The sequence below is a fragment of the Pseudomonas sp. S1(2024) genome (genome assembly GCF_046557535.1).
Window position 1 is genome coordinate 1 of sequence record NZ_JBKGFP010000029.1, and the last position, 12,735, is coordinate 12,735.

At 62.9% G+C, this 12,735-nt stretch carries 10 protein-coding genes and 1 riboswitch; of the genes, 6 read left to right on the forward strand and 4 right to left on the reverse strand.

Annotated elements, in window-relative coordinates; all coding sequences use genetic code 11:
• Positions 1-101 precede the first annotated feature (101 nt).
• Entirely contained in the window at positions 102-503 is a 402-nt protein-coding gene (locus ACLCGK_RS09445) for an acyl-CoA thioesterase (protein WP_003257757.1), read from the reverse strand.
• Positions 504-681: 178 nt separating this feature from the next.
• Positions 682-778, forward strand: a riboswitch (S-adenosyl-L-homocysteine riboswitch).
• Between the two features lie 20 nt (positions 779-798).
• On the opposite strand from ACLCGK_RS09445, the gene ahcY reads away from it, so the two are divergent.
• The 5 genes from ahcY (at position 799) to ACLCGK_RS09470 (ending at position 7,450) form a co-directional block, all read left to right on the forward strand.
• On the forward strand, positions 799-2,208 hold the full coding sequence (gene ahcY, locus ACLCGK_RS09450; protein WP_013974512.1) for an adenosylhomocysteinase: 1,410 nt from the start codon (positions 799-801) through the stop codon (positions 2,206-2,208).
• Between the two features lie 166 nt (positions 2,209-2,374).
• Entirely contained in the window at positions 2,375-3,220 is an 846-nt protein-coding gene (metF, locus tag ACLCGK_RS09455) for a methylenetetrahydrofolate reductase [NAD(P)H] (protein ID WP_410951882.1), read from the forward strand.
• Positions 3,221-3,312: 92 nt separating this feature from the next.
• Complete coding sequence (locus ACLCGK_RS09460) at positions 3,313-4,389, forward strand: hypothetical protein (protein WP_410951883.1); 1,077 nt, start codon at positions 3,313-3,315, stop codon at positions 4,387-4,389.
• A 166-nt stretch (positions 4,390-4,555) separates the two neighbouring features.
• Positions 4,556-5,344, forward strand: coding sequence for a substrate-binding periplasmic protein (locus ACLCGK_RS09465; RefSeq protein ID WP_410951884.1), 789 nt, complete (start codon positions 4,556-4,558; stop codon positions 5,342-5,344).
• 219 nt (positions 5,345-5,563) lie between these two features.
• Positions 5,564-7,450, forward strand: coding sequence for a DEAD/DEAH box helicase (locus ACLCGK_RS09470; RefSeq protein WP_410951885.1), 1,887 nt, complete (start codon positions 5,564-5,566; stop codon positions 7,448-7,450).
• A gap of 139 nt (positions 7,451-7,589) precedes the next feature.
• On the opposite strand, the gene ACLCGK_RS09475 is transcribed toward ACLCGK_RS09470, so the two are convergent.
• From ACLCGK_RS09475 to ACLCGK_RS09485, 3 genes are all read right to left on the reverse strand, one after another.
• The gene (locus ACLCGK_RS09475; RefSeq protein WP_013974517.1) at positions 7,590-8,168 is read right to left on the reverse strand and encodes a YceI family protein; all 579 of its coding nucleotides are present in this window, start codon (positions 8,166-8,168) and stop codon (positions 7,590-7,592) included.
• Between the two features lie 34 nt (positions 8,169-8,202).
• Complete coding sequence (locus ACLCGK_RS09480; RefSeq protein ID WP_410951886.1) at positions 8,203-8,754, reverse strand: cytochrome b; 552 nt, start codon at positions 8,752-8,754, stop codon at positions 8,203-8,205.
• 364 nt (positions 8,755-9,118) lie between these two features.
• Positions 9,119-10,972 carry an FAD-dependent oxidoreductase gene (locus ACLCGK_RS09485; RefSeq protein ID WP_410951887.1) on the reverse strand — a complete coding sequence of 618 codons (1,854 nt, stop codon included), beginning with the start codon at positions 10,970-10,972 and terminating at the stop codon, positions 9,119-9,121.
• Between the two features lie 265 nt (positions 10,973-11,237).
• Between ACLCGK_RS09485 and ACLCGK_RS09490 the strand changes: the two genes are divergently transcribed.
• Positions 11,238-12,644, forward strand: a complete 1,407-nt coding sequence (locus ACLCGK_RS09490) for an adenosylmethionine--8-amino-7-oxononanoate transaminase (RefSeq protein WP_410951888.1) — start codon at positions 11,238-11,240, stop codon at positions 12,642-12,644.
• The last annotated feature ends 91 nt before the right edge of the window (positions 12,645-12,735 follow it).

Below are 12,735 nucleotides of genomic sequence, written 5' to 3' on the forward strand. Positions count from 1 at the left end.
TACGCCTCTTTCCAGACACAAGTCCCCTCCCACAGGAGATCGTTTTCCTTTTGTGGGAGCGGCCTTGTGTCGCGATGGGCTGCAAAGCAGCCCCAGAATGTTCATTCCACTGCCGAATCCGGGAACTGGTCCTGGATGTACTTGATCTCGGTCCGCCCATGCGCCGCCGGCAACCCATCCTCGCCAAGGTTGACGAAGACCATCTTGTCGACCGTGAGGATGGCCTTGCGGGTGATCTTGTTGCGCACTTCGCACTTGAGGGTGATCGAGGTACGGCCGAACTCGGTGGCAGTGATGCCCAGCTCGATGATGTCGCCCTGACGCGAGGCACTGACGAAGTTGATTTCCGATATGTACTTGGTCACCACACGCTGGTTGCCCAACTGGACGATGGCGTAGATCGCAGCCTCTTCGTCGATCCAGCGCAACAGGCTGCCACCGAACAAAGTGCCATTTGGGTTGAGGTCTTCGGGTTTAACCCACTTGCGGGTATGAAAGTTCATCTGTACTCCTGACCTGCTTGGCTAACGTGCAGCAATGATGGCAGAGCGGCCGCTGTCGCTCCATTGAACATCGACTATCGTCGCGATTAATCGACAGAAAACCTTGGGCAAGCCGACGGGCGCGGCTATAATCTCCGCCGCTTCACATGGCCGCCCACAGCGGCGCCATGCCCGCCACCTGTCCGAGGGGCGCTGCAGCAGGCTAGGCCTGTCAGGCTCGGATGGGGCGTTGCTCGCTCTCGCGGGCGCTTAACGCACAACGGCGCCCATTCGCACACTACGAATGGAGGCTCTCATGAGCGCTGCAAACATGCCTGCTGGTTTTACCGATTACAAAGTCGCCGACATCTCCCTGGCCGCCTGGGGTCGTCGCGAAACCATCATCGCCGAATCGGAAATGCCTGCACTGATGGGCCTGCGTCGCAAGTACCTGGCCGAGCAACCGCTCAAGGGTGCGAAGATCCTGGGCTGCATCCACATGACCATCCAGACCGCCGTGCTGATCGAAACCCTGGTTGCCTTGGGTGCCGAAGTGCGCTGGTCGTCCTGCAACATCTTCTCCACCCAGGACCAGGCCGCCGCGTCCATCGCCGCCGCCGGTATCCCGGTGTTCGCCTGGAAAGGTGAAACCGAACAAGAGTACGAGTGGTGCCTGGAGCAGACCATCCTCAAGGATGGCCAGCCATGGGACGCCAACATGGTCCTCGACGACGGTGGCGACCTGACCGAGCTGCTGCACAAGAAATACCCGCAAGTGCTGGAGCGCGTGCACGGTGTGACCGAAGAGACCACCACCGGCGTGCACCGCCTGCTGGACATGCTGGCCAAGGGCGAGCTGAAAGTCCCGGCGATCAACGTCAACGACTCGGTTACCAAGAGCAAGAACGACAACAAATACGGCTGCCGTCACAGCCTGAACGACGCCATCAAGCGTGGTACCGACCACCTGCTGTCGGGCAAGCAGGCCCTGGTGATCGGCTACGGTGACGTGGGCAAGGGCTCGGCCCAGTCCCTGCGCCAGGAAGGCATGATCGTCAAGGTCACCGAAGTCGACCCGATCTGCGCCATGCAGGCCTGCATGGACGGTTTCGAAGTGGTTTCGCCGTTCATCGACGGTATCAACAACGGTACCGAAGCCAGCATCGACAAGGCCCTGCTGGGCAAGATCGACCTGATCGTGACCACCACCGGTAACGTCAACGTCTGCGACGCCAACATGCTCAAGGCGCTGAAGAAGCGTGCCGTGGTGTGCAACATCGGCCACTTCGACAACGAGATCGACACCGCCTTCATGCGCAAGAACTGGGCCTGGGAAGAGGTCAAGCCGCAGGTGCACAAGATCCACCGCACCGGCGCTGGCAGCTTCGACCCGCAGAACGACGACTACCTGATCCTGCTGGCCGAAGGCCGCCTGGTAAACCTGGGTAACGCCACTGGCCACCCAAGCCGCATCATGGACGGTTCCTTCGCCAACCAGGTACTGGCGCAGATCTTCCTGTTCGAGCAGAAGTTCGCCGACCTGTCGCCCGAGAAGAAAGCCGAGCGCCTGACTGTCGAAGTACTGCCGAAGAAGCTCGACGAAGAAGTGGCCCTGGAAATGGTCCGCGGCTTCGGTGGCGTGGTCACCCAGCTGACCAAGCAGCAGGCCGACTACATTGGTGTGACCGTCGAAGGCCCGTTCAAGCCACACGCATACCGCTACTAAGCGGCCAGCTTGAAGCTTCAAGCGGCAATCAAAGGCAGACCATGCCGTTGCCGCTTGCAGCTCAAGCATCACGGATCTTGAACGATGCCCAAGCCAGGCCGGCCATAACCGATCTGGCTTTTACTTGCAGCCTGCCGCTTGAAGCTTGCTGCCAGAGGAACGCCTGATGTCCCAGGAACGCCGTTACAGTTTCGAGTTCTTCCCGACCAAGACCGATGCCGGTCACGAAAAGCTGATGGGCGTCGCCCGCCAGCTGGCCGCCTACAACCCGGACTTCTTCTCCTGCACCTACGGTGCCGGTGGCTCGACCCGCGACCGCACGCTGAACACCGTGCTGCAGCTGGAAAGCGAAGTGAAGGTACCTGCCGCACCGCACCTGTCGTGCGTAGGCGACACCAAGGCCGAACTGCATGCCCTGCTGGCCGAATACAAGGCTGCAGGCATCAAGCGCATCGTCGCCCTGCGTGGCGACCTGCCATCGGGTATGGGCATGGCCAGTGGCGAACTGCGCTACGCCAGCGACCTGGTCGAATTCATTCGCCAGGAAACTGCCGATCACTTCCACCTGGAAGTGGCCGCCTACCCGGAGATGCATCCCCAGGCCCGCAACTTCGAGGCTGACCTGGCCAACTTCGTGCACAAGGTCAAGGCCGGTGCCGACAGCGCCATCACCCAGTACTTCTTCAACGCCGACAGCTACTTCTACTTCGTCGAGCGCGCGCAGAAGCTGGGCGTGGACATCCCGGTGGTACCCGGCATCATGCCGATCACCAACTACAGCAAGCTGGCGCGTTTCTCCGACGCCTGTGGCGCCGAGATCCCGCGCTGGATCCGCAAGCAGCTGGAAGCCTATGCCGACGACACCGCCAGCATCCAGGCATTCGGCGAAGAAGTGATCACCCGCATGTGCGAACAGCTGCTGCAAGGCGGAGCACCGGGCCTGCACTTCTACACCTTGAACCAGGCCGAGCCGAGCCTGGCGATCTGGAACAATCTGAAGCTGCCGCGCTGAAATTTTTTGCAAAATCTGTTTAAGATTTGATTAAGGCTTTGGTCATAGACTAAAGCCTTATTCATTTTCCGGTTACACAGGTCTTGCCTGCCATGCAGCCCCTCCAGCCATCGCGTCCACAGCTCGTCTACCTGGCTTTTGGCCCGGCAACCTACCATCAGGAGGCCTGCTTCAGCATCGTCAGCGCCCTCGCCCATCTGGGCATGGCAGCGAGCGAAGCCATGGACATCCAGGTCTATACCGATAACCCGCAGCCCTATGCCGGCCTGCCGGTCACCTTACACCTGCTGGACGAAGCCACGCGCCAGGCATGGAACGCCCCTCACGGTTATCACTTTCGCAGCAAGCATGTGCTGTTGCGCCAGGTGCTGCAGCAACACCCGCTGGCAGTGCTGATCGACACCGACACCTTCTTCCGCAAATCGCCGCTGGAGCTGTTTGCCCGGGTGGCCCCAGGGCGCCTGCTGTGCAATGCCATCGGTGCGCGCTACGGCAGCAACCAGAAGTGCCTGCTGTACAAGAACCTGCTGGCCATCCTCGAGTCCAGGGGCCTGGCCGATTGCCAGATGCCACTGGTCAACTCGGGGGTGATCGGCCTCAGCGCCGAAGACGCCGGCACCCTGGACCGCTCCATCGCCATGATGGACGAGTTCCACCCCCTGGCTCGCGAGGCGTATACCCTCGAGGAGTTCTGCCTGGCGGTGGCAGCCTACCGCACGCTGGAGCTGGCCGAATGCACAGATGTCATCCACCACTACTGGAGCCGAAAGGCGCAGTTCCGCGCCAAGATCCAGGCCTGGCTGCGCAAGCACGGCCACGACCCGCTGAGCCAGGCGGCGCTGGCCGACGTATCCCTGGTCAATGACCAGCTGCCACGGCCGCCGGCCCTGCAACGCCTGGGTTACAAGGCGCTGAGCATGACCCTGCCAAGCCACGAGCGCCAGTTCGCCCGAGAACTGCTGTATGGCTGCTACCCCTACCCCAATGAGTTCGACCGCGCCTGCGCGCCGGCCTGGTGGGACAAGGCCCTGGAAAACCTCAACGCCCGCCATGGCCACGTGGAGCCCGAGCAACTGCGCCAGTGCCTGCGCCACCCGGGGTTGCGCCTGTCGCTGGGCGAGCGGCGCAAGGATATCGAGGCGCACCTGCTGAGGTCATCCCACACTTGAGTAAACCTGTGCCGGCCTCTTCGCGGGTAAACCCGCTCCCACAAGTACATCGCGAGCCTGCAAGCCAGCAGAGATCCTGTGGGAGCGGGTTTACCCGCGAAGAGGCCGGCACAGGAGAACATCATCCTCACTGGCCTTGAACAGGCCGAGCGCGTAATCTCCGGCCATGCCACACGTCGCCCGTCTGTTCTGGATCCTGTTGCTCGCCTGCCTGAGCCCGCTGGCCTTGGGCGAGCGCCTGCGCCTGGTGACCGACGACTGGGCACCTTATGCGTACCAGCACGACGGCCAACCGCGCGGCATCGACTACGAAGTCACCACCCGGGTGTTCGAGCGCCTTGGCGTCGAGGTGGAGTGGGAGTTCCTGCCGTGGAAGCGCTGCCTGGCAATGATCGAGCAGGGCTTGGCCGACGGCATCATGGATATCTTCCAGAACGAGTCGCGCCAGCACTACCTGGTGTACGCCCCCGAGCCCATGTCGGAGGTAGAGTTCGTCCTGTTCCAGGCCCGCACTCGACGCCATGCCGTCAAGACTCTCGATGACCTTGCCGGCCTAACCGTCGGCACCTCACCCGGCTACGCCTATGGTGCCGCTTTCAACGAAGCCGTACATTTCCGGCGCGAAGCTGCACCTACCCATGAAGCCAACTTCGGCAAGCTGATGCTGGGCCGCATCGACCTGGCAATCACCGACCGCAAGGTCGGCCATTACCTGCTGCGGCATCTGGGCCTCCAAAAGCAGGTCGAGGAGCTGCCCTTGGTGATCAGCCGCCAGCCCCAGTACCTGGCGCTGGCGCGCAAGCCGGGGCGGGAAGCACTGGCCCAGGCCTTCGCCGTGGAACTGCGGCGCTTCAAGCTGGAACCGGCCTATGCAGCAATCAACAACCGCTACACAGGCGACATCGGAAACATTCTCAACGCCGTTGAGCAGCAGGAAAGCAGCACAGCGCGATAGCTCTGTTATACTCGGGCCTTCCCGCCCGGCTCACGCCCGGACGCTCGGCCTCGCAACAGGCATCCCGATCGGCATCGACGCACTTTCGCGTCCACCCTCTGCTACCCGGATGTGCAGTGAAAGCCCAGCTGGACCGGACGCGATCGCATCCCACCGATGCCCGTCGCGCCAGGCAGAACATCCCAAACGGGCCCAGCCCACACGAGAACAGGATTGCCCATGTCCTTTGCTTCCCTCGGTCTCTCCGAGGCTCTTGTCCGCGCTATCGAGGCTGCGGGCTATACCCAGCCGACCCCCGTGCAACAGCGGGCGATTCCCGCCGTGTTGCAAGGCCGCGACCTGATGGTCGCCGCACAGACAGGTACTGGTAAAACCGGCGGTTTCGCCCTGCCGATCCTCGAGCGCCTGTTCCCGGCCGGCCACCCCGACAAGTCGCAGCGCCATGGCCCGCGCCAACCTCGCGTGCTGGTCCTGACCCCGACCCGCGAACTGGCAGCCCAGGTGCATGACAGCTTCAAGGTCTATGCCCGTGACCTGCCACTGGTCAGCGCCTGCATTTTCGGCGGCGTCGGCATGAACCCGCAGATCCAGGCCATTGCCAAGGGTGTGGACGTGCTGGTCGCCTGCCCGGGCCGCCTGCTCGACCTGGCCGGCCAAGGCAAGGTTGACCTGGCCCACGTGGAAATCCTGGTGCTGGACGAAGCCGACCGCATGCTCGACATGGGCTTCATCCATGACGTCAAGAAGGTCCTCGCTCGCCTGCCAGCCAAGCGCCAGAACCTGTTGTTCTCGGCCACGTTCTCCAAGGACATCACTGACCTCGCCGACAAGCTCCTGCACAACCCGGAGCGTATCGAGGTCACCCCGCCGAACACTACCGTCGAGCGTATCGAGCAGCGCGTCTACCGCCTGCCCGCCAGCCACAAGCGCGCGCTGCTGGCGCACCTGATCACCCAGGGTGCCTGGGAACAGGTACTGGTGTTCACCCGCACCAAGCACGGCGCCAACCGCCTGGCCGAGTACCTGGAAAAGCACGGCCTGACCGCCGCCGCAATTCATGGCAACAAGAGCCAGAACGCCCGCACCAAGGCCTTGGCCGACTTCAAGGCCAACAGCGTGCGCGTACTGGTCGCCACCGACATCGCCGCCCGTGGCCTGGACATCGACCAGCTGCCGCACGTGGTCAACTTCGAGCTGCCGAACGTAGAGGAAGACTACGTCCACCGTATCGGCCGTACCGGCCGTGCCGGGCGTTCGGGCGAGGCCATTTCCATGGTCGCGCCGGATGAAGAGAAACTGCTCAAGAGCATCGAGCGGGTAACCAAGCAGAAGATCCCGGACGGCGACCTGATGGGTTTCGACGCCAGCCAGGTTGAAGCAGAAAAGCCTGAAGTACGCGAACGCCAGCAGAACAATGGCCGTGGTGGCCGTAACCAGCAGGCCCGCGGCGACGGCGGCAAAGACGCCAACGGCGGCCGCAAGGACAAGGGCAAGGATAAAGGCAAGGCCAAGCAACAGGCTGCGGACAAGCCGGCCGACAAGGAAAAGAGCGGCGACAAGCAACAACAGCAACGCAAGCCGCGTGACAAGAAGCCACGCCAGCAGCAACAGCAGGCCAGCAACAGCAGTGCGCCGAAAGTGCCTGTCGACCGTGATCCGGAAGAGTTCCTGGACGACGATATCGACAACTTCGGCAACCGTGCCGACTATGTCAGCCCGTACCAGGGCAAGAACCAGGGCCGCAATCGCCGCCCGGGTGGCAATGCCGGCCAAGGTCAGGGCCAGGGTAATGGCCAGCGCAGCAACGCCGGTGGCCAGGGTCGCAATAGCGGCCAGCCGCGCAGCAGCGGTGGCGGCGAGAAACGTCCGCCCCGCGCCAATAATGGTGGCGGCGCCCGTCGTGATGCTGGCGGCCGTGGTCGCCCGGCCCGTGACGATGCTGCACGGCAAGAGCCGGCCGTGCGCAACCCGCGCCAGCCGGAAAAACAGCCAGTGATCATCCGCAAGGAGTCCAAGCTCGACCGTTACCCGACGCCAGAGCAGCTGGATGACCTGCCGAGCCGCCCGCGCGGTGAGCGCCCGGCGCTGCTGACCCGCAAGGGCTGACAGAAGCACCGAGGGGGCTGCTTCGCAGCCCTATCGCGACACAAGGCCGCTCCTACAGGGTTACGTAAATCCCTGTAGGAGCGGCCTTGTGTCGCGATAGGGCCGCAAAGCGGCCCCCTCAGTTTTCAGCAGGTAAGAATTACTTCTGCTTCACACCTTCAACACTGATATCCAGGTCCAGGGTCTGCGAGGTAGCGCCCGGGCCCTTGATACCGAAGTCGTTCAGGTTCAGCGTGGTGGTAGCGTTGAAACCAGCGCGCTCGCCGCCCCATGGGTCCTTGCCTTCACCGTTGAAAGTGGCCTTGAAGGTGACCGGCTTGGTCACACCGTGCATGGTCAGGTCGCCAGTCACGTCAGCAGTCTTGTCGCCAGTCGGCTTAACGCTGGTGGAGACGAACTTGGCTTCGGGATACTTCTTCACGTCGAGGAAGTCGGCGCTGGCAATGTGCTTGTCACGCTCGGCGTGGTTCGACCACAGGCTGGCGGTTTTCAGGTCGACGTTGATCTTGCTGGCTTCAGGCTTGGCGCTGTCCCAGGTGAAGTTGCCGTCGAAGTCCTTGAAGGTACCGTGAATGAAGCTGTAGCCCAGGTGGCTGATCTTCCAGTCAACGAACGCGTGCTGGCCTTCCTTGTCGATCTTGTACTCGGCAGCCATGGCCTGGCCGGCGGAGAGCAGAGCGGTACCGAGCGCCAGAGCGGCAAAAGTCTTTTTCAACATCCTTACTTCCTTCCTTTGCAATTGAGGTTGAGAGTCAAGCTTTGCGGCCCAGCATGCGGGTCAGGGTCGCGTCACGGTCGATGAAATGGTGCTTGAGCGCTGCCAAGCCATGCAGCACGGCAAAAATCACCAAGCCCCAGGCCAGCCAAAGATGGATCACGCCTGCCAGGTCTGCCTGGTCGGGCAGGTCGCTGACCAGTGCCGGCACTTCGAACAGGCCAAACACCGGAATGCCGACACCGTCGGCGGTGGAAATCAGGTAACCGGCGATCATTACCGCGAACAACCCAACGTACAGGGCCAGGTGGCCCAACTTGGCTGCCAGGCGGGTGAATGCGCCGTGGCTGCCTGGTGCCGGTGGTGGCGGGCTGATGAAGCGCCAGAGCACCCGCAGCAGCATCACCGCCAGCAGCACCAGGCCAATGCTTTTGTGCAGGTCCGGGCCGGCCTTGCGCCAAGGGCTGTAGTAGTCGAGGCCGACCATCCACAGGCCCAGGCCGAACAGGCCGAAGACTGCCAGAGCCACGCCCCAGTGCAGGACGATGCTGACCACGCCGTAGCGAGAAGGTGAATTGCGCAGTTGCATGTTGACGTGTTTCCCCGTGAAAGCTGTACACAGACTAACGCGTAACGCATCGAATAAAAGCGTAAAAAACTGCTTTGGATTATCGATAAATACGATATGTATTCTGTAAGCTTCCCATTAAGGAAACATTAACGATAGTTGGGTAATCAGCGGTTGCCAGTGCCGGCCCTATCGCCGGCAAGCCAGCTCCCACAAGGCCTGCATCAAGCTCAGGAGCAGGCCAACCTGTGGGACCAGTCTTGTACTGCCTGTACTGGCCTCATCGCCGGCAAGCCAGCTCCCACAGGTATTGCACAGGCCTTCGAACCTATGATGATCCTGTGGGAGCTGGCTTGCCGGCGATAGGGCCAGCAAAGTCAACAAATCAACCCGCTTTGGCCTGAGTATTGGCCACAGCTTTCTTGGCCGGTTCGGACTTGGCAGTCGCCTTTTTGGTCTGGGCTGGCTTGTGCGCCGGTGCGCGCTTGGCAGGCGTAGCCTTGGACGCAGCAGGCTTGGCCGCTGCTTCCTTGACCACAGGCGCTGGCGCAACCGGGGCCGGCGCTGCTTGCGGGGCTGGGGCTGGGGCAGGTGCCACTTCCTCGGCCTTGGCAATCGGCTCGGCCTTCACCTCAGGCTTGTCCGCCCCGCCAAACAGGCGCTTGAAGAAGCCCGGCTTATCCTGCTTGGCCTCATCGACCGGCTTCGGCTCGGCCTTGACCGGGGCCTTGTCAGCCTTGTCGCCCTTGTCGGAAGAACCACCGAACATGTTGGAGAAGAACCCGCCCTTGCTCTCCTTGGCCGCCACGGCGCCTGCAGCTGCCGCCGCCGCCACTGGTGCCGCCTTGGCCGGGTCGAACGACTTGCCGGCCAGCAGGTCCTGCACCTGGCTGGCCGCGCGCTGGCCACTGCGCAGGGCGCCTTCCAGGGTGCCTGGGTAGAGGGCGTCGGTATGCTCACCGGCAAAGGTGATGCGCTGCACCGGGCGCTCCCACAGGCGCCAGTACTTGCTGATCTGGCCCGGACCATAGGCCAGGTAGGCGCCGCCGGTACCAGCGTCGGTGCTGTAGCGCTTGACCTCGTAACCGGTGAACGAGCCACGGGCCTGTGGGTAGAACGCATGCAGGCGGATCAGCACCTGATCGACCATCTGCTTGTCGCCGAACGCCTGCAGCAGGCGGGCGTTGTCGCCGGACAGGTTGATCACCACGTTGGCGCCACCCTTGAGCGCGGGTTCGATCCACAGCATGCCCAAGCCTGCGTTACTGAAGATTTCGCCCGACATGCGCGCCCGGCTTTCCCACACCGGCTTCTTGAACTTGAGCATCAGCTGGTCGCGCCAGCCATAGTTGGTACCCTTCAACGCCGCCAGGTGCTGGCTGTCCAGGCCCGGGGTCATCTGGATCTTGGCCAGGGCGCGCAGGGGCACGGCCATGACCAGGTAATCCGCCTGGTAACCGACGCTGCCGACCTTGACCGTGACACCGTCCTTGTCCTGGACGATGGAGGTCACGGGTGAACTGGTCTTGATGGTCTTCAGTTGCTTGACGAACGCTTGGGCCAGTACCGGGCTGCCACCGGGCAGGCGCGCGGCACGCAGGTCACGGTCGCTGACGCCGCGATACACGCGGTTCTGCTGGGCAAAATACAGCAGCGACAGGCGCGATGGCTCATCGTAGCGGGTACGGATCTGCTGGTTGACCAGCTGGCGGGCGGTGGTCGGCAGCTGCAGCTTGTCCAGCCAGGTGGAGACGTTGATCTGGTCGAGGGCGAACAGCGTGCTGTTGGCTTGCGGGTTCAGCGGGTCTTCGATCGAACGGGCCAAATCATCGAGGGTTTTCTCGTAACGCTTGAGCGCCTCGGCGGTGGCCGGCTGCTTGGTAGCCAGGTCGGTGGCACTGAAATACTCGCCGTCGATCAGGTAACCGGGGGTACGCACGAACTCCGGTGCCGGCAGTGTTTCAAGTTTGAAACGGTCGAGGTACTGGTTGAGCACCGGCTGCGCCTTGGCGTTGCCGATCCACTCACTGGTAGCCAGGCCAGAGCGCCCGCCCATGCCCGGCTTGGCTTCCAGCAGCGTTACCTGCCAGCCTTTGTTCTGCAGCTCGTAGGCGGCCGTCAGGCCCGCCAGGCCGCCACCCACGACGATCGCCGAAGGTGTCTTGTCCTTTGCCAGCGCGGCGCCGCTGGACACACCAATCAATACCAACGCGCACAGGCGCACCCAAGCAGCAGCCATGTCGGCGAACTCCGAGTCAGGGGGTTACAGAAACGTGGAGAGGCAGAAATGCCCCGGGAGAGATGCGTTAAGAATACGTCAGGTCTACCGACCCTGCCAGCGCAGTGACATCAAGTCCTTTTCGCCACTGACATTTTTGCCTGCAGCGTTTCCACGCGGTAGCAAGCGTAGCTGGCAACCCGATGAACAGCGGCGGTTGTCCTGCCCTGCGGCATTGCTTAGGCTTACGCGGTCGAACCAAGCCGCAAAGCCAGGAGAAGTGCCCATGGGCCTCAATGATCAGTGGATGCAACGCGACCTCAAGGTCCTGTGGCACCCCTGCACCCAGATGAAAGACCACGAGCAGCTGCCGCTGATCCCGATCAGGCGCGGCGAAGGCGTGTGGCTGGAAGACTTCGAAGGCAAGCGCTACCTGGATGCGGTGAGCAGCTGGTGGGTCAACGTGTTTGGCCACGCCAACCCGCGTATCAACCAGCGCATCAAGGACCAGGTCGACCAACTGGAGCACGTGATCCTGGCCGGTTTCAGCCACCAGCCGGTGATCGAGCTGTCCGAGCGCCTTGTAGCCATGACCCCGGCCGGCCTCGACCGGGTGTTCTATGCCGACAACGGTTCGTCGTGTATCGAAGTGGCGCTGAAGATGAGCTTCCACTACTGGCAGAACGTCGGCAAGCCGGGCAAGAAGCGCTTCGTCACCCTGACCAACAGCTACCACGGCGAAACTATCGCCGCCATGTCGGTCGGCGATGTGCCGCTGTTCACCGAAACCTACAAGGCGCTGCTGCTCGACACCCTCAAGGTGCCCAGCCCCGACTGCTACCTGCGCCCCGAAGGCACGAGCTGGGAAGAGCACTCGCGCACCATGTTCCAGGCCATGGAACAGACCCTGGCCGAGCACCACGCCTCGATCAGCGCGGTGATCGTCGAACCGCTGATCCAGGGTGCCGGCGGTATGCGCATGTACCACCCGGTGTACCTCAAGCTGCTGCGCGATGCCTGCGACCGCTACGACGTGCACCTGATCCACGACGAAATCGCCGTGGGCTTCGGCCGCACCGGCACCATGTTCGCCTGTGAACAGGCCGGCATTCGCCCGGACTTCCTGTGCCTGTCCAAGGCCCTGACCGGCGGTTACCTGCCACTGGCCGCCTGCCTGACCACCGACAAGGTGTACCAGGCGTTCTACGACGACTACCCGACCCTGCGCGCGTTCCTCCACTCGCACAGCTACACCGGCAACCCGCTGGCCTGCGCCGCGGCGCTGGCGACCCTGGATATTTTCGAGCAGGACAACGTGATCGAGGCCAACAAGGCCCTGGCCACACGCATGGCCAGCGCCACCGCGCACCTGGTCGACCACGCGCATGTGGCCGAAATTCGCCAGACCGGCATGGCACTGGCCATCGAGATGGTCCAGGACAAGGCCGGCAAGGTCGCCTACCCGTGGCAAGAGCGTCGTGGCCTGAAAGTGTTCGAGCATGCCCTGACGCGTGGCGCCCTGCTGCGCCCGCTGGGCAGCGTGGTGTACTTCCTGCCGCCGTATGTGATTACGCCAGATCAGATCGACTTCCTGGCAGAAGTGGCCAGCGAAGGCATCGACATTGCCACCCGCGATAGCGTCAGCGTGGCCGTACCGGCCAACTTCCACCCCGACTTCCGCGACCCGGGCTAAGCCCGACTGTTGGCCACACCACTTTCCCAGTGGGAGCGGGCGTGCCCGCGAAGCAGGCACCGCGGTGCCTGCTTCGCGGGCACGCCCGCTC

Coding starts and splice junctions, on each gene's coding strand:
- ACLCGK_RS09445 (WP_003257757.1), bottom strand. CDS start 503: ATGAACTTTCATACCCGCAAGTGGGTTAAACCCGAAGACCTCAACCCA.
- ahcY (WP_013974512.1), top strand. CDS start 799: ATGAGCGCTGCAAACATGCCTGCTGGTTTTACCGATTACAAAGTCGCC.
- metF (WP_410951882.1), top strand. CDS start 2,375: ATGTCCCAGGAACGCCGTTACAGTTTCGAGTTCTTCCCGACCAAGACC.
- ACLCGK_RS09460 (WP_410951883.1), top strand. CDS start 3,313: ATGCAGCCCCTCCAGCCATCGCGTCCACAGCTCGTCTACCTGGCTTTT.
- ACLCGK_RS09465 (WP_410951884.1), top strand. CDS start 4,556: ATGCCACACGTCGCCCGTCTGTTCTGGATCCTGTTGCTCGCCTGCCTG.
- ACLCGK_RS09470 (WP_410951885.1), top strand. CDS start 5,564: ATGTCCTTTGCTTCCCTCGGTCTCTCCGAGGCTCTTGTCCGCGCTATC.
- ACLCGK_RS09475 (WP_013974517.1), bottom strand. CDS start 8,168: ATGTTGAAAAAGACTTTTGCCGCTCTGGCGCTCGGTACCGCTCTGCTC.
- ACLCGK_RS09480 (WP_410951886.1), bottom strand. CDS start 8,754: ATGCAACTGCGCAATTCACCTTCTCGCTACGGCGTGGTCAGCATCGTC.
- ACLCGK_RS09485 (WP_410951887.1), bottom strand. CDS start 10,972: ATGGCTGCTGCTTGGGTGCGCCTGTGCGCGTTGGTATTGATTGGTGTG.
- ACLCGK_RS09490 (WP_410951888.1), top strand. CDS start 11,238: ATGGGCCTCAATGATCAGTGGATGCAACGCGACCTCAAGGTCCTGTGG.